Source organism: Arthrobacter sp. YAF16, from assembly GCF_052113385.1.
Classification (GTDB): domain Bacteria; phylum Actinomycetota; class Actinomycetes; order Actinomycetales; family Micrococcaceae; genus Arthrobacter.
In genome coordinates, this window is the sequence record NZ_JBFRDC010000001.1 from 1533034 (window position 1) to 1549349 (window position 16316).

Sequence of the window (16316 nt, forward strand, 5' to 3'; positions counted from 1 at the left end):
GTTCGCAAAGGAAGGCTCCACCCGTGGTTCTACCCCGTGATAACCGTGCAGACGGAACCGGCCCCCCGGTTCGGTCCCATGCGGCTGCTCGGCACGCGGAAGATCCTTCCGTCGGCCCGGCGCGCCATCTTGGCGCCGCCCGGCATATCCCCGGCTGGCTGAAGGCCACCACGATCGTTGTCTCCGTGCTGCTCGTGGGGGTCATTGCGTTCGGGGCTTACTGGCTCATCCGGTTGCAGGGCAACATCAGCACGCAGGCCCTCGGCGCCGGCAACAGCCGGACGGAGGGCGCGCCCGACGATGCCACCGGGCGAATGCAGATCCTGATCCTGGGCACGGACACCCGCGACGGCAAGAACTCGCAGTACGGCTCCAAGGACGATTCCTCCGGCTACGGCCACTCGGATGTCATGATGCTGATGGACATCTCGGCGGACAACAAGCGCGTCAGCGTCGTTAGTTTCCCGCGCGACCTGCTGGTGGACACCCCTAAGTGCAAGGACCCGAAGTCCAACAAGCAGTATCCCGCCCAGACAGGCGTCATGATCAATTCGGCGATGTCCGAAGCGGGCATCGGCTGTGCCGTGGACACCGTCAACAAGCTCACCGGCCTGGAGATCGACCACTTCATGATGGCGGACTTCAATGCCGTCAAGGAACTCTCCAACGCCGTCGGCGGTGTGGATGTCTGCATCAGCGACGCGGTCTTCGACCCGGACTCCGGGCTCCGGCTTCCCAAGGGCACGTCCAAGGTCAAGGGCGAGCAGGCTCTCTCGTTCGTTCGTACCCGCCATGCCTTCGGCGACGGCAGTGACCTCGGCCGGATCAAGGCGCAGCAGGGCTTCCTGTCCTCGCTGGTCCGCAAGATCAAGGACGACGGGACCCTGACCAACCCGGCCCGGATGCTCGGCATTGCGGACGCCATTACCAAGAACCTGACCATCGACGACGGCCTGGCCTCCGTACCGACGCTGTTGACGGTGGGGAACCGGCTGAAGAACATCGACGTCGGCAAGGTGGCGTTCGTTGCCGCCCCGACCGAGCCGGCGGTGTCCGACTCGAACCGCCTCCAACTGGCGGAACCCGCAGCCTCCGAGCTGTTTGCGGCGATGCGCAAGGACATCGACCTGACCGACCCGACGGCCAAGCCTGCGGCCACCCCCGATGCTTCCGCCAGCGCGTCGGCAAGTGCCACGCCGACGGCCAGCAAGGCCCCGGCCGCCCCGGCCTACGACAAGACGCTGCAGCCCATTGCCGTGGCCAACGGTTCCGGTAACCCGGCTCGGGGCCAGGAACTCGCGGCCGCCCTCAAGGCCGGCGGCTTCACCCAGACAAGCCAGTTCGACGCCCAGTCAGTGGCGGCCACCGCCGTCTACTACGGAGCAGATTTCGCCGACGTTGCAGCCGACGTCGCCAAACTGCTGGGCATCCGGGCGAAGCAGGTGCTCCCGGCGGCCGGTGTCACCGGCGTCCAGGTCTATGTGGGCAGCGATTACAAGGGCGGCACCAAGCAGGCGGATGCACCGGTATCGCTGCCGCCGGACATCGTCAACCAGACGGCCGGTGACACCGTCTGCCAGCAGGCGAACCCGGAGCTGATTGTCCCCTAGGACGAGGACGGGGCACGAACTGGGGGCCGGCCGAACGAAGTTAACAGGGGCGGGCCGGGGGTTGGTTTAAACCGGCCCGCCCCTGTTGGCTCAGTTGCCGCCGAAGGCTGGCTACCAGATGCTGACGCGTTCCTCCGGCGCCAGCCACATGCCGTCCTGCTCGCCGGTTTCGAAGGCCGCATGGAAGGCGTCAAGGTTCTGGGCGATGTTGTTGGTGCGGAATTCGTTGGGGGAGTGCGGATCTGTGGCGAGCCGCCGGATGGCTTCCTCGCTCCTGATCACCTGCCGCCAGCTGGCCGCCCAGGAAGCGAAGAAGCGCTGGGCTCCGGTCAGCCCGTCCAGGACCGGCGCCTCCTGGCCGCCGAGGCTGATCAGGTACGCCTTGTAGGCGATGGTCAGGCCGCCAAGATCGCCGATGTTTTCGCCCAGCGTCAGCCTGCCGTTGACGTGGTGGCCTTCGGCTTCCGCGGGGGAGAGGGCATCGAACTGGGCCACCAGCCTGGAGGTCAGCGCCTCGAAGGCCGTCCGGTCGGCCTCGGTCCACCAGTTCCGGAGCAGGCCGCTGCCGTCGTACTGGGAGCCCTGGTCATCGAAGCCGTGGCCGATCTCGTGGCCGATCACGGCCCCGATGCCGCCGTAATTCACGGCGTCGTCGGCGTCGGCGGTGAAGAACGGCGGCTGCAGGATGGCTGCCGGGAACACGATCTCGTTCAGCAACGGATGGTAGTAGGCGTTCACGGTCTGCGGCGTCATGAGCCACTTCTCCCGGTCCACGGGCTTGCCCACCTCGTCCAGGTGCCGGTCGACGTCGGCGCTGTGGGCGCGCTCCACGTTCCCCAGCAGGTCCGCCTCGTCGATCACGACGGCGGAGTAGTCGATCCATTTGTCCGGGTAGCCGATCTTGGCCCGGAAGGAATCCAGCTTCTTCAGCGCCTCCAGCTTGGTCTCTTCGCCCATCCACGCCAGGCCGGTGATGGATTCGCGGTACGCCTCGATCAGGTTGCCGACCAGCGAACGCATGTGCGCCTTGTGGCTTTCCGGGAAGTGCCGGGCGACGTAGATCTGCCCGACGGCCTCACCCAGGGCGGCCTCGACGACGGCGACGCCACGCTTCCAGCGGTCCCGGTTGCGGGGCGTGCCGCTGAGCGTGGTGCCGTAAAAGGCGAAGTTCGCGTCCACGAACGCGGCGGACAGATACGGCGCCGCTGCGCTGACCACCCGCATGGCCAGCCATTCCTGCCAGGTGGCCAGCGGCACCGCCTGGAGCAGTTCCGCGGCTCCCGCGAAGAAGTCCGGCGTGCTGACGACGAGTTCGGAGCGCTTCTCCGGCACGATGGCGGCGGCATCGAACCAGGCGGACAGCAGCGGGAACAGCTGCGAGACCTCCTCGGCTGATTTCAAGTTGTACGTCTTCTGCGGATTGCGCAGCGTGACCTTGTCCCAGTGATGGGACGCGAGGGACGTCTCCAGGTCCACCACCCGGGCCGCGGCTGCCTCCGCGTCCGCTACGCCGGCCAGCCCGAACATGGTGCGGACATGTTCACGGTAGGCCTGGACCATCGGCGCGAACTTCTCTTCGCGGTAGTAGGACTCATCCGGCAGGCCCAGGCCGCCCTGGCCGGTGTAGAGCAGGATCCGGTCCGGGTTGCCCGCGTCCGGTGCCGGGTAAATGTAGAACAGTCCGGAGACGTCCGCGCGGAAGAGCCGTCCGGACAGCTGGACCAGTTCGGCCACCGAGCCGGTGGCGAAAACCTCGGCCAGCCGCTCCCGGATCGGCTCCGCGCCTTTGGCCTCCGCGGCGGCCTCGTCCATGAAGCTGTTGTACAGGTCGCCGATCTTGCGTTCGATACCGGTGGCTGCCTCGCCGCGGCCGGCCGCCTCCAGGATGATCTCCTTGACCGCCAGCTCCGAGCCGTCGCGCAGCGCCGTGAACGTTCCCTCCAGGGGCCGGTCGTCCGGAATGGCGGTTTTCTTCAGCCAGCCGCCATTGAAATGCCGGTACAGGTCGTCCTGGGGGCGGACGCCGTCGTCGATGGTGGACTTGTCGATCCCGGATAGCGGCACTGATGCTCCTTCGAGTGGGAGGCTGAACCGGGCTTGGGACCGGCACAGCGTCTGCATGGTGGACGTTACGGAGGTATGGCTCCTTCATCTTACGCACCCGTGTTACTGTGAAAACGTGCGCGCAGAACTGCTCCTTCTTAGCTGCCGCGGCGGGGCCTCAGACGCGATCTAGCGCAAGGCCAAACCTCGCTGCGGAGTTTGTGTTGCCCGGCCACCCTTTCACCAAGAACCACAGAAAAGGCCCCGATAGTAATGCGAAACGCACAGCAGCCCTCAGGAATGCCGGTCCACCGCTACGTCCCGTTCCAGGACCTGATTACGGTCGAACTGCCGGACCGCACCTGGCCCGACAAGGTCATCACCAAGGCCCCGCGCTGGTGCGCGGTCGACCTGCGTGATGGCAACCAGGCCCTGATCGACCCGATGAGCCCGGCCCGCAAGATGAAGATGTTCGATCTGCTGGTCCGGATGGGCTATAAGGAGATCGAAGTCGGCTTCCCTTCGGCCTCGCAGACGGACTTCGACTTCGTTCGCCAGCTGATCGAGGGCAACCACATCCCGGACGACGTTACGATCCAGGTCCTGACCCAGGCACGCGAGCATCTGATCGAGCGGACCTACGAGTCCCTGGTCGGCGCCAAGCAGGCCATCGTGCACCTCTACAATTCGACGTCGGTCCTGCAGCGCCGCGTCGTGTTCAACCAGGACGAGGACGGAATCCTCGACATCGCCCTGCAGGGTGCCCGGCTGTGCAAGAAGTACGAGGAAACCCTCGAAGACACCCACATCACCTACGAGTACTCCCCGGAGTCCTTCACGGGCACCGAGCTCGCCTACGCCGTGCGCGTCTGCAACGCCGTCGCCGACGTCTTCGAAGCATCCGCCGACCGCCAGGTGATCATCAACCTGCCGGCCACGGTGGAGATGGCCACCCCCAATGTGTACGCCGATTCGATCGAATGGATGAGCCGGCACCTGCACCCGCGCGAAGGAATCATCCTCTCCCTGCACCCGCACAACGACCGCGGTACCGGCGTCGCGGCGGCCGAGCTGGGCTACCTGGCCGGTGCCGACCGGATCGAGGGCTGCCTGTTCGGCAACGGCGAACGTACCGGCAACGTCGACCTGGTCACGCTGGGCCTGAACATGTTCGTCCAGGGCATCGACCCGATGATCGACTTCTCCGACATCGACGACGTCCGCCGCACGGTGGAGTACTGCAACCAGCTGCCCGTCGCGGAGCGTTCACCCTACGGCGGTGACCTGGTTTTCACAGCCTTCTCCGGCTCGCACCAGGACGCCATCAAGAAGGGCCTGGAAGCCCTGGAGAAGGACGCCGCAGCCGCCGGCAAGGACGTGGCGGACTACGCCTGGCAGGTGCCCTACCTGCCCGTCGATCCGAAGGACCTCGGCCGCAGCTACGAAGCCGTGATCCGGGTCAACTCGCAGTCCGGCAAGGGCGGCGTGGCCTACCTGCTCAAGAACGAGCACAACCTGGACCTGCCGCGCCGCGCGCAGATCGAGTTCTCCGGCGTCATCCAGCGCCGTACCGACATGGTGGGCGGCGAAGTCAGCGGCGCCCAGCTGTGGCAGCTGTTCCAGGACGAATACCTGCCTTCCGCCGCGGCCGAAGCCCAGTGGGGCCGCTATGCGCTCGGCGCGGTCAGCACCGAGTCCGACGAGGACGGCACCATGACGCTGACCGCCGCTCTCAAGGTGGACGGCAAGCAGCTCCGGCGCACCGGGGTGGGCAACGGACCGATCGCGGCCCTGCTGAGCATCCTGCGCGAGGACGGCGTTGACGTCCGCGTGCTGGACTACAGCGAGCACGCCCTGTCCGAGGGCGGCAGCGCCCAGGCCGCGGCCTACGTTGAATGCGCCGTGGGGGAGCGGGTGCTGTGGGGCGTCGGCATCGACGCCAACACGTCGATGGCCTCGCTCAAGGCCGTCATCTCCGCCGTCAACCGCGCCATCCGGGACGCCCGCGCCTAGGCCATTCGGGAACAGCACTGCGCCGTCGGAGTCTCCGGCGGCGCAGTGCTGTTTTCCCAATGGCGGAGATTCCCGAAAGTCAGTGCGAAGATTAACTGTGGCCCAACCTTCCTCCTTTGCTGCCCGCGCGTACCGCGACGACGCCGTGGTCCTGCGCACCCATAAGCTCGGCGAGGCGGACCGCATCATCACCCTGCTGACCAAGCACCACGGGCAGGTCCGTGCGGTCGCCAAGGGCGTGCGCCGCACCAGCAGCCGATTCGGCGCCAGGCTGGAGCCGTTCATGGTCGCGGACCTCCAGCTCATCTCCGGCCGCACCCTGGACGTGGTCACGCAGGCCGTCGCCAAGGGCGCCTACGGCTCCAGTATCGCGGCCGACTACGGCCGCTACACCGTCGCCGCCGCGATGACCGAAACCGCGGAAAAGCTCACCGACGTCGACGGCGAAGCGGGAACCGCCCAGTACAACCTGCTGGTCGGGGCGCTGGCTTCCTTGAGCCGCGGCGACCATGCCCCGGAACTCATCCTGGACTCCTACCTGCTCCGCGCCCTCTCCACCGGCGGTTGGGCACCCAGCTTCACCGAATGCGCCCGCTGCGGCGCTCCGGGCCCGCACACCGCGTTCTCCGCCCCGCTGGGCGGCATGGTCTGCGGGGAGTGCCGGCCACCGGGTTCACCCGCGCCGGCTACGGAGACTGTGCTGCTGCTGGGTGCGCTGCTGACCGGGAACTGGACGGCCGCAGATGCGTCCGCAACCATCCACCGCCGGGAGGCCGCCGGCCTGGTGGCGAGCTACCTGCAGTGGCATTTGGAACGTGTCCTGAAATCCCTCAAACATGTGGAGCGAACCTAACCGTGGCCCTAGGCAAGAAAACTCCAGGCAGCAAGAAGAATCCCGTCCGACAGCGCAGCTCCGAAGTGGTGGCGCCCTACCCGCATCCCTCCGGTGCCGTGCCGCCCGCCATCCCTGCCGAGTTCATTCCCCGGCACGTCGCGATCGTGATGGACGGAAACGGCCGCTGGGCGAACCAGCGTGGACTGCCCCGGATCGAAGGCCACAAGGCGGGGGAACCGGCCCTGCTGGACGTCATGGCCGGGGCAATCGAACTGGGCATTGAGCACGTCAGCGTCTATGCATTCTCCACCGAAAACTGGCGCCGTTCGCCCGAGGAAGTCCGCTTCCTGATGGGATTTAACAAGGATGTGCTGCGACGGCAGCGCAACCAGCTGGATGAGTGGGGCGTGAGGATCCGCTGGTCGGGCCGGCGGCCCAAACTCTGGGGGTCGGTGATCCGGGAGCTAGAAGAGGCCGAGGAGTTCACCCGCGGCAACAGCACCTGCACTTTGAACATGTGTGTTAACTACGGCGGCCGGGCGGAGATCACCGACGCAGTCTCAGCCATCGCCGAGGAGGTGGCCGCAGGCCGGCTCAGGCCAGGCGCTATCACCGAACGGACCATCCAAAAGTACCTGGACGAACCGGACCTGCCGGACGTCGACCTGTTCCTGCGCAGCTCGGGTGAGCAGCGGCTCTCCAACTTCATGCTCTGGCAGTCGGCCTACGCCGAATTCGTCTTCCTGGACACGCTGTGGCCGGATGTGGACCGCCGCACCCTCTGGGACGCCGTGGAGATTTACGCGCAGCGGGACCGCCGCTACGGCGGCGCGGTGGACGCCGCCGCCCCCGTCACCCCAGCCTGACCCCGGTAGCCGGCGCGGCGGCCAGCCACGTCGCCGGCCACGCCGCCTGCCACGCTGGCCCGTTCCAGCGCAGTCAGCCTGGGTAGAGGCTCAGCCAGAGCAGGAGGTCGTCGTAGGCCTCCTGCCGCACCGTGCGGCGGGAGAGAAAGACGTCGTGGATGGCGCCCGGGTAGCGGAAGACGGCAGCCCTGCGGCCCAGCCCCAGCGCCCGGCGGGCAGTTTCCTCGACGTCGATCACGGCGTCGACGTCCATCAGCACGTCGCTCCATTCGGCCTGGACGTGGGTGCGCCCGGAAAGCATCACCAGCACCGGCGAGGTGATGTCCAGCCGCCGCTGCACGGCCGCATGGCCGGCGAGGACAGCCTTCGTCCAACCCGGACGGATCGGGAAGGACGCCCGTGGCCGCCACTCGGGATCCACGTCCCATTCGCCGTGCGCTGAGCCGCTGACGCTGTCCCAGTAGCCGGGCATGCTGGGCAGCAGCAACGGCCGCCGCGGGTCGGCGCGCGCCAGTGGTTCCACCAACTGCATGGCGATGTTCCGGATCAGGCTGCTGCCCTGCAGTTCCAGCCAGGGCGCGTTCAGGACCAGGGTGCCCAGTACTCCCGGATTCCGGTCAGCCCACAGTGCCGCGACGAGGCCGCCGAGGGAATGCGCGAGCAGGTGGACCGTCGGCCGCCCGGCGCTGCCGGTCCGGGTGGCCACATCGGCGGTGACGGCGGCAAGCGCAGCGGCGAGGTCCTCGTCATAGACCGCCAGGTCGGTGGTGTAGCCGGGGGTCTGCCAGCTGCGCAGGCTGCGCCCGAACTTCCGCAGGTCCAGGGCGTAGAAGTGGAACCCAGCAGCCACGATTTGCTCAGCGAGTTCCGCCTGCAGGAAGTAGTCGGCCCAGCCGTGCAGGTAGAGGACCACTTTCTCCGGCGCCCGGGTCCCGGGGGCGTCCGGCGGGCCAGCCGCTGCACCGCCGTTGCTGGCATGGCGAACGAGGGTGGCGACGACGGGTCCTTCATCGTCCGGCGGCAGTTCCAGCTCCAAGGACTCGAAGCGGTGTCCCAGTACATCCCGGCGCCACCGCGGTGGCTGCGCTGGACCCCTCACGCGGGGCCGCCGTCGTCCAGCACGTAGGCGCGGATCCAGCGGGCGAGCCGCGCATACGCGTCCGCGCGGACCCGCGGCGCCGAGAGGAAGACGTCGTGCAGGGCACCGTCGATCCGTTCCAGGGTCACGGTGCGGCCCAGGCTCAGGGCGCGCAGGGCAATGGTGTTGACATCCAGAACGGCGTCGGTGCGCCGCATGGACTCCTTCCAGAACATTCCGTTGGCGCTGGCCCCGGAGATCATCACGAGGATGGGAACGTCGATGTTCAGCCCCCGGGCCACCTGGGACTGGCCGGCCAGCACGGCGCTGAGCCAGCCCGCCCGCACCGGGAAGGCCCGGGGCGGGCGGTAGTTGTCATCCAGCACCCATTCGCCCTCGGCGGCGCTGCTGATGCTGCGCCAGTAGAAGGCGCGCTCGGGAAGCCGGATCACGGATTCGGGCCGGAACCGGGCCAGCGGCTCCAGCATGGTCCGCGCGGCGCGGCGGACCGCCGGGCTGCCATGCATTTCCAGCCACGGGCTGTCGAGGACCAGTTGGGCGGCGCGGCCCGGATGCCGGCTCACCCAGAGCGCCGCGATGAGCCCGCCGGTGGAGTGTCCCATCAAGGTGACCCGCGGGGGAGGGGACCCCATGGGGGCCAGGGATTCGATGATGCCGATCGCCGCCGTGATCTCGGCGTCGTAGTCGGCAAGGTCGGCGACGTAGCCGCCGTGCGCACCGTGCTGCAGGCTTCGGCCGTGGTTGTGCATGTCCAGTGCGAAGAACCCGAAGCCGTGGCCGGTCCAGAACTCGGCGAGCTCCTCGTTGAAGAAGTAGTCGCTCCAGCCGTGCAGGAAGAGGACGGCCCGCCGGGGAGCCTTGCCGGCTCCGGTCGAAGGGATGTGCCGGACCAGGGTGGCCGTGCGTTCGACCCCGTCCGGGCCGGCCGCCTTGAAAGCGCACGCCGCGAAGTCCTCACCCAGGATGTCGGTCTGCCAGTCCATCGGATCCTCCCGCTCTGCCGGCTACAGGGCCGAGGCCGCGGCGCGGCCTGCCACGCGGCCAGAGAACAGGCACCCGCCCAGGAAGGTCCCTTCCAGGGCGCGGTACCCGTGGATGCCGCCACCGCCGAAGCCAGCCGCCTCGCCGGCCGCGTAGAGTCCGGCGACCGGCCGGCCGGCGGCGTCCAGGACCCGGGATTGCAGGTCGGTCTGGATCCCGCCGAGGCTTTTGCGGGTCAGGACGGAGAGGCGCACCGCCAGCAGGGGCCCGTGCCGGGGGTCCAGCATCCGGTGCGGAGGGGCCACCCGCATGATCCTGTCGGTGGTGAAGCGGCGGGCGGCGCGGATCGCGGCAAGCTGCGGGTCCTTGCCCAGCCCGCTCGCGAACTGCCGGTCCCGGGACCGGACCAGCCGGTCCAGCCCGGCGGCGTCGATGAGCGGGGTCCCGGTGAGCCCGTTCATTTTCGCGGCAAGCTCCGTCGGAGTGCCTGCCTGCAGGAAATCCACGCCCCGGTCCAGGAACCGCTGCAGCGGACTGTCCGCGGAAGGTTTCAGCCGGGCGGCGAGCAGGCGCACGTCCTTCCCGGTCAGGTCCGGGTTCTGCTCCGAGCCGGAGAGCGCGAACTCCTTCAGCGCGATGGTCTTGTTCAACACGAACCACGAGTGGGTGTGCCCGGTTCCGAGGATGTGCCGCAGCGCGCCGAGCGAGTCGAAGCCGGGGAACAGCGGTGCCGGGAGCATCTTGCCGGTGGCGTCGAGCCAGAGCGCCGAGGGCCCGGGCAGGATCCGGATGCCGTGCTGCGGCCAGACCGGGGTGTGGTTCTGGATGCCTTCCGGGTAGTGCCACATCCGGTCGCCGTTGATCAGCCGGCCGCCGGCACGGTCCACAGCGACCAGGAAGTCGCCGTCCACCGAGGCCGGCACGCCGCTCAGCATGGACGCCGGGGCGCCGCCGCCGGGCCACTGCCGCCGGACCGCGCCGTGGTTGCCGCCGATGCCGCCGCTGGTGACGATGACGGTTCCGGCGGAGGCCTCGAACGCGCCGGCGGCGATGCGGGAGGACTGCTCGCCCCGCGCAGCGCTGCTGGCCTCCAGGATCTCGCCGTGCACGCCGCTGAGCCGGCCCGCCGTCGTCGTCAACTCGGTGGCGCGGTGCCGGAAGTGGAAGGAGACGCGCCCTGCAGCCACGCCCTCGCGGAGTTTGGCGAGGAAGGGCGCGACCAGTGCCGGGCCGGTGCCCCAGGCGACGTGGAAGCGCGGCACCGTGTTGCCGTGGCCGTCCGGGCCGTAGCCGCCGCGCTCGGCCCACTGCACGAGCGGAAAGAGCCGGACGCCGAGCGAGGCGAGCCAGGCGCGCTTCTCACCCGCCGCGAAGTTCACGTAGGCCTCGGCCCACTCCCGGGCGAGGGCGTCTTCGGGGCGGTCGAAGGCGGCGGAAGACAGCCAGTCGGCGAGGGCCAGCTCGGCACTGTCCCGGACGCCCAGCCGGCGCTGCTCCGGGGTGTTGACCAGGAACAGGCCGCCAAAGGACCAGTGCGCCTGCCCGCCGGCCGAAGCCTCCGGCTCCTGGTCCAGGACAGCCACCCGGCGGCCAGCCGCGTACGCTTCCGCCGCGGCCACCAGGCCGGCGAGGCCTGCCCCGACAACGACGACGTCGGCCTCGATCCGGGTGCCGGGCGTCGCCGGCACGCTGCTGTGGACTGCACCCTCGCTGGTCATGGCTTCATGCTAGCGCCCGCGGGGGTACGGTTTGCCCGGCATTTTGGTTTGCGCGGCCGGAACCGGAAAACTAGGGGTATGCGCGTATATCCCACCTTCTTCCGGCTCGCCTTCTCCTGGATGGACGCCGAGCGCGCCCACAAGATCGGTTTCCTAGGCATCCGGCTGGCCAACCGCTGCGGCGCCGGCCGCGTGCTGCAACGGTTCACGGCGCCGTCCGCAGCGCTGCGGACCGAGGCATTCGGCTTGACCTTCCCCTCGCCCTTTGGGCTGGCCGCGGGTTTCGACAAGGAGGGCCACGGGATCGAAGCGCTGACCGACCTTGGCTTCGGGCACATCGAAGTGGGCACCATCACCGGGCAGGCCCAGCCGGGCAACCCGGCGCCGCGGCTGTTCCGCCTGATCGAGGACCGCGCCGTGATCAACCGGATGGGCTTCAACAACGACGGTGCCGCGGCCGTGGCGCCCAGGCTCCGTTCCGCCCGGGCTGCCCTGCAGCGCCGCTATCCCGGGGTCCGCCCGGTGATCGGTGTGAACATCGGCAAGAGCAAGGTGGTGGAGCTTGAGGATGCCGTGGAGGACTACCTGATCAGTGCCCGCAGCCTGGCCCCGGCCGCCGACTACCTGGTGGTCAACGTCAGTTCCCCGAACACCCCGGGCCTGCGGTTGCTGCAGGATGTCAGCACCCTGCGCCCGCTGCTGGCCGCGGTGGGGGAGGCCGCGGACAACGCGGCCGGCCGGCACGTGCCTCTGCTGGTGAAGATCGCCCCGGATCTCAGCGACGAGGACATCGACGACGTCGCCAGGCTGGCGCTGGACCTGAAGCTGGACGGCATCATCGCCACCAACACCACCATCGCCCGCGCCGGACTGGTCTCCAGCCCGGAACAGATTGAGGCGTGCGGCGCCGGGGGCCTCTCCGGTGCCCCGCTCCGGAAGCGATCACTGGAAGTCCTGGCCCGGCTCAAGGCCGCGACCGGCGGGGCCATCACGCTGGTTTCGGTCGGCGGGGTCGAGACCGCACAGGACGTCCGGGACCGGCTTGAGGCCGGCGCCACCCTGGTGCAGGGCTACACTGCGTTCCTATACGAAGGTCCCTTCTGGGCGGCGAAGATCAACCGCGAGCTGGCGAAGCGGCCGGCCCGCCGCTAACCGGCGGTCTCCCGCCGCCAGGGCGGGCTCCCACCCAGCACGCCCGCGCGGATTCCGGAAACGCGAAAGCCCCCGGCAGTCCAACTGCCGGGGGCTTTTCGATGGCCGGATTCAGGCGGGGAAGTCGCCGCGCTTGACCTGGGGCTTGGGAAGGCGGAGGCGGCGGAACTGCAGGGATCGCATGGAGCCGTACCAGACGGTACCCCGCTCCACCTCGCCGAACTTCTCGGCCAGACGCTTCTTGAGCTTCCGGGACAGGATGAAGACGTCCACGAAGACGGCAAGGAACATGACCCAGAAACCGCCGAGGACGTAGATCATCTGTTCGCTGCTCGCCGGGACCAGCAGGGAGATGATCACGAAGACCAGGGCGCCGAACATCAGGTATTCGCCAAGGCTGAAACGGGCGTCCACGTAGTCGCGGGCGAAGCGCTTCTGCGGGCCCTTGTCACGCAGCGGCAGGAACTTCTCGTCACCGGTATCCATGGCCTGGCGCATCTTGAGGCGCTGGTCCGCGATCGCCGTGCGCTCGGCCGCCCGGGAGGCCTTGCGGTCCTCCGGAACCAAGGGGCGCTTGCGGGCAGCCACCTGGGCGCTCCGCTTGGGCGTGGGTGCGCCCTTGCCGATGGCGGCGTCCCGGGCTGCTGCCTCGGCCACCTGCTGGTCAACTACGTCCTGCGCCAGGGGCGCTTCCTTTTTACGTCCAAACACCCCTACAGAATACCCTGCGGCGGCTAGCCCGAGACCCAGCCCACACCGGGCCGGGGCGGCGGTGATCCCAGCCGTAAATCGCGCCGGTATCAGCGCCGGGGGAAACGTCTCCCGGGCCGCTGCAGAGCCGCCGCGGGAGCGCCGTGGCGCATTTGTCGTGATGCCGGACACGGGTAGTGTTTTGGCCATGACTTCATCACCCGCGGGGACCCCGCAGCCCTCAGCCGTCGGCTCCATCGATGCCGCCGCCCTCCGTCAGGCCGTTACCGAGTCCTTTGACGCCACCGTCGAGCAGTTGAAGGCGCTCGTGGCGATCCCGGGCATCGCCTGGCCCAGCTTCGATCCTGCTCCGCTGAATGCCAGCGCCGACGCCGTCGCCGAACTGGTCCGCGGCAGCGGCTTCGAGGACGTCCGGATCCTGCGCTGCGACAAGGAGGATGGAACCCCGGGCGGGCCGGCCGTCGTCGCACGCCGCCCCGCCGCAGCCGGCAAGCCCACCATCCTGCTCTACGCCCACCACGACGTCCAGCCGACCGGCGACCTCGGGCTCTGGGAGACCGAGCCGTTCACCGCCGTCGAACGCGACGGCCGCCTCTACGGCCGCGGCGCCGCGGATGACAAGGCAGGGATCCTGGCCCACGTCGCCGCCTACTCCGCGGTGACCCGGGTGCTGGGGGAGGAGCTGGGCCTGGGCGTGACCTTCTTCTTCGAAGGTGAGGAAGAAGCAGGCTCACCCACCTTCCGTTCGTTCCTCGAAACCCACCAGGAACTGCTGCGCTCCGACGTGATCGTCGTCGCCGACTCGTCCAACTGGAAGGTCGGCATCCCGGCCCTCACCACCAGCCTGCGCGGCCTGGTGGACGGCACCATCGAGGTCAAGGTGCTGGACCACGCGGTCCACTCCGGGATGTTCGGCGGCCCGGTCCTTGACGCCCCGACGCTGCTGGCGCGGCTGATTGCCACCCTGCACGACGACGAAGGCAGCGTGGCGATCGAGGGCCTTGTCAGCCGCGACGACGCCGAAGTGGACCTCACCGAGGAGGAGTACCGCAAGGATGCTTCCGTGCTCGACGGCGTCAAGCTCGCCGGCACCGGGAGCATCGCCTCGCGCATGTGGACCAAGCCCGCGCTGTCCATCATCGGTTTCGACGCCCCAGCCGTGGACGTTGCCTCCAACACCCTGCTGCCGCGGGCCCGCGCCAAGTTCAGCCTGCGGCTGGCCCCCGGCCAGGACCCGGCCGAGGCCATGGAAGCGGTCCGCCGGCACGTTGAATCCCACGCGCCGTTCGGCGCCGAGGTGGTGTTCACCCCGGGGGAGAGCGGCAACGCCTTCCTTACGGACACGTCCTCCACCGCCGCCACCATGGCGATGTGGGCGCTGGGTGAGGCGTGGGGCGTGCCGGCTGTCGAGACCGGGATCGGCGGTTCAATCCCGTTCATCGCCGACCTGACCGAGCTGTACCCGGACGTCCAGATCCTGGTCACCGGCGTTGAGGATCCCGATTCGCGGGCGCACAGCGCCAACGAGTCGCTCCACCTCGACGACTTCCGCAACGCAATCGTTGCCGAGGCGTTCCTGCTGGCCCGGTTGAACGCGGAAGGCCTGGCCTAAGCGGAACGCCTGCGGCTGGGTCGCCGGCTGGATCTCCGGCTCTGCCGGGTGGGCATTTCCGGGGAACATCCAGCCGGCGTTGACGGTTACGTCAGGAGTTAGAGCTACACGTCTGATCGACGTAGCATGTAGCTATAGCCCATACCGTTTAAGTAGGGGCGGGCACCGCGCAGGCGGAGCCGCCACGACCGTCGTAAGAAGGTAGGCCATGAGCACTACAACCAATGAAAACAGCGCCGACACCACCGTCCAGGCGGACCAGGAACTGGCCAGCCACGAGGTCCAGCTGACCGATGTGGCCGCCGGGAAGGTCCGCAGCCTGCTGGAACAGGAAGGCCGCACTGATCTTCGGCTCCGCGTTGCCGTGCAGCCGGGCGGTTGTTCCGGGCTGATCTACCAGCTGTACTTCGATGAGCGGCTCCTCGAGGGTGACGCCGTCCGCGACTACGACGGCGTCGAGGTCGTTGTGGACAAGATGAGCGTCCCTTACCTCAGCGGCGCGAGCATCGACTTCGAGGACACCATCTCGAAGCAGGGCTTCACCATTGACAACCCGAATGCGGGCGGATCCTGCGCTTGCGGGGACTCCTTCCACTAAGGCCTAAGGCCGGGCAATCCGCCCGGCCTTAGTGCCGTCCAGGGGATGGCCGCGGGAACCGCCAAAAACTCCATCGAGGCACGGCGCGGACATGTGGGCGAAAACTCGCGGGGAGCGGTAAGCTCTACACCGAGTAGTAAAACTTTTAGTGTGCCCGGAACGCCGACGGCGGCCGGGCGACAGCAACAAGTAGGAAGGGCCGTCTGTGAGTTCGCAGAACCGAACCGGCAGCCGACGCAAACAGATCACTACGATCACTGGCTTGGCACTAGCCGGCGCGTTGGCTTTGACTGGATGTTCACCAGAGGTACAGAAAGGGTGGCTGCCCACTGAGCGTGGCACCACCAACCACACTGACCGCATCATGGACCTCTGGGTCAACTCATGGATTGCCGCGCTGGTCGTCGGCATCATCACCTGGGGCTTGATGATTTGGGTCATCGTCGCGTACCGGCGGCGGAAGGGCACGGTCGGTTTCCCGCGCCAGAACAGCTTCAACCTGCCCCTCGAGGTCTTCTACCTGACGATTCCGCTGTTTATGGTCCTGGTGTTCTTCTACTTCACCGACCGCGACCAGCAAGCGATCGACAACCGTGACCAGCCGGCCGACGTCGTCGTCGACGTCCGAGCCAAGCAGTGGGCCTGGGACTTCAACTACAAGAAGGGCGACGTTGTTACCGACGACGTCCACGAGGCCGGCGTCCAGGCGCACCTCACCGGCAACAACGTGGACAAGGAAAAGCTGCCTACGCTTTACCTGCCGGTCAACAAGTCGGTTGACCTCGAGCTGAACGCCCGCGACGTCATCCACTCCTTCTGGGTTCCCGCCTTCCTGCAGAAGCGCGACATGATCCCGGGCAAGACCAACTACATCCGGTTCACCCCCACCAAAGAGGGAACCTACGACGGCAAATGTGCCGAACTCTGTGGTGAGTACCACTCCGAAATGCTGTTCCGCGTGAAGGTTGTCTCCGATTCGGAGTTCAAGGCCCACCTGGAACAGCTCCGCCAGGACGGCAACACCGGACTGCTCGGCGAAGAGTACGACCGCAACCCGGCCCCGACCGAGAACAAGTAA

Annotated in this window: 14 protein-coding genes, 1 tRNA gene and 1 pseudogene; 9 read left to right on the forward strand and 7 right to left on the reverse strand. The window is 68.1% G+C overall.

Annotated elements, in window-relative coordinates; genetic code table 11:
• The first annotated feature begins 23 nt into the window (after positions 1-23).
• Entirely contained in the window at positions 24-1610 is a 1587-nt protein-coding gene (locus AB4Y91_RS07145; RefSeq protein WP_441417749.1) for an LCP family protein, read from the forward strand.
• Between the two features lie 111 nt (positions 1611-1721).
• Here the strand turns inward: AB4Y91_RS07145 and AB4Y91_RS07150 are convergent, their stop codons facing one another.
• A complete protein-coding gene (locus AB4Y91_RS07150) occupies positions 1722-3674 on the reverse strand; it encodes a M13 family metallopeptidase (protein ID WP_441417750.1) in 1953 nt (650 codons plus the stop codon).
• A gap of 252 nt (positions 3675-3926) precedes the next feature.
• On the opposite strand from AB4Y91_RS07150, the gene leuA reads away from it, so the two are divergent.
• The 3 genes from leuA to AB4Y91_RS07165 all read left to right on the forward strand — a co-directional run bounded on the left by leuA (position 3927) and on the right by AB4Y91_RS07165 (position 7367).
• A complete protein-coding gene (gene leuA, locus AB4Y91_RS07155; protein WP_441417751.1) occupies positions 3927-5666 on the forward strand; it encodes a 2-isopropylmalate synthase in 1740 nt (579 codons plus the stop codon).
• Between the two features lie 97 nt (positions 5667-5763).
• On the forward strand, positions 5764-6519 hold the full coding sequence (gene recO / locus AB4Y91_RS07160; protein ID WP_441417752.1) for a DNA repair protein RecO: 756 nt from the start codon (positions 5764-5766) through the stop codon (positions 6517-6519).
• Positions 6520-6521: 2 nt separating this feature from the next.
• Positions 6522-7367: an isoprenyl transferase gene (locus tag AB4Y91_RS07165; protein ID WP_441417753.1), complete on the forward strand. Its 846-nt coding sequence runs from the start codon at positions 6522-6524 to the stop codon at positions 7365-7367.
• A 73-nt stretch (positions 7368-7440) separates the two neighbouring features.
• On the opposite strand, the gene AB4Y91_RS07170 is transcribed toward AB4Y91_RS07165, so the two are convergent.
• From AB4Y91_RS07170 to AB4Y91_RS07180, 3 genes are read right to left on the reverse strand one after another with little or no spacing between them, the layout of a single operon-like run.
• A complete protein-coding gene (locus tag AB4Y91_RS07170; RefSeq protein WP_441417754.1) occupies positions 7441-8466 on the reverse strand; it encodes an alpha/beta hydrolase in 1026 nt (341 codons plus the stop codon).
• Positions 8463-9449, reverse strand: coding sequence for an alpha/beta hydrolase (locus AB4Y91_RS07175; protein ID WP_441417755.1), 987 nt, complete (start codon positions 9447-9449; stop codon positions 8463-8465). Before AB4Y91_RS07175 ends, AB4Y91_RS07170 begins: the two co-directional genes overlap by 4 nt.
• A gap of 21 nt (positions 9450-9470) precedes the next feature.
• Positions 9471-11165 (reverse strand): FAD-binding dehydrogenase, encoded by a 1695-nt coding sequence (locus AB4Y91_RS07180; protein ID WP_441417756.1) that lies wholly within the window; start codon positions 11163-11165, stop codon positions 9471-9473.
• Between the two features lie 78 nt (positions 11166-11243).
• Between AB4Y91_RS07180 and AB4Y91_RS07185 the strand changes: the two genes are divergently transcribed.
• Positions 11244-12317, forward strand: a complete 1074-nt coding sequence (locus AB4Y91_RS07185) for a quinone-dependent dihydroorotate dehydrogenase (RefSeq protein ID WP_441417757.1) — start codon at positions 11244-11246, stop codon at positions 12315-12317.
• A 111-nt stretch (positions 12318-12428) separates the two neighbouring features.
• On the opposite strand, the gene AB4Y91_RS07190 is transcribed toward AB4Y91_RS07185, so the two are convergent.
• On the reverse strand, positions 12429-13028 hold the full coding sequence (locus AB4Y91_RS07190; protein ID WP_175323623.1) for a DUF3043 domain-containing protein: 600 nt from the start codon (positions 13026-13028) through the stop codon (positions 12429-12431).
• 220 nt (positions 13029-13248) lie between these two features.
• Positions 13249-13668: a hypothetical protein gene (locus AB4Y91_RS07195; RefSeq protein ID WP_441417758.1), complete on the reverse strand. Its 420-nt coding sequence runs from the start codon at positions 13666-13668 to the stop codon at positions 13249-13251.
• A gap of 240 nt (positions 13669-13908) precedes the next feature.
• On the opposite strand from AB4Y91_RS07195, the pseudogene AB4Y91_RS07200 reads away from it, so the two are divergent.
• Positions 13909-14253: pseudogene (locus AB4Y91_RS07200) on the forward strand (peptidase dimerization domain-containing protein); the annotation flags it as partial.
• Positions 14254-14393: 140 nt separating this feature from the next.
• Positions 14394-14473, forward strand: a tRNA-OTHER gene (locus tag AB4Y91_RS07205).
• Here AB4Y91_RS07205 and AB4Y91_RS07210 read toward each other — a convergent pair.
• Positions 14455-14709, reverse strand: coding sequence for a hypothetical protein (locus AB4Y91_RS07210; RefSeq protein ID WP_441417759.1), 255 nt, complete (start codon positions 14707-14709; stop codon positions 14455-14457). The genes AB4Y91_RS07205 and AB4Y91_RS07210 overlap by 19 nt on opposite strands.
• Before the next feature lie 139 nt (positions 14710-14848).
• On the opposite strand from AB4Y91_RS07210, the gene AB4Y91_RS07215 reads away from it, so the two are divergent.
• Positions 14849-15238: a HesB/IscA family protein gene (locus AB4Y91_RS07215; protein WP_138769282.1), complete on the forward strand. Its 390-nt coding sequence runs from the start codon at positions 14849-14851 to the stop codon at positions 15236-15238.
• Between the two features lie 205 nt (positions 15239-15443).
• Positions 15444-16316, forward strand: a complete 873-nt coding sequence (gene ctaC / locus AB4Y91_RS07220; RefSeq protein WP_441417760.1) for an aa3-type cytochrome oxidase subunit II — start codon at positions 15444-15446, stop codon at positions 16314-16316.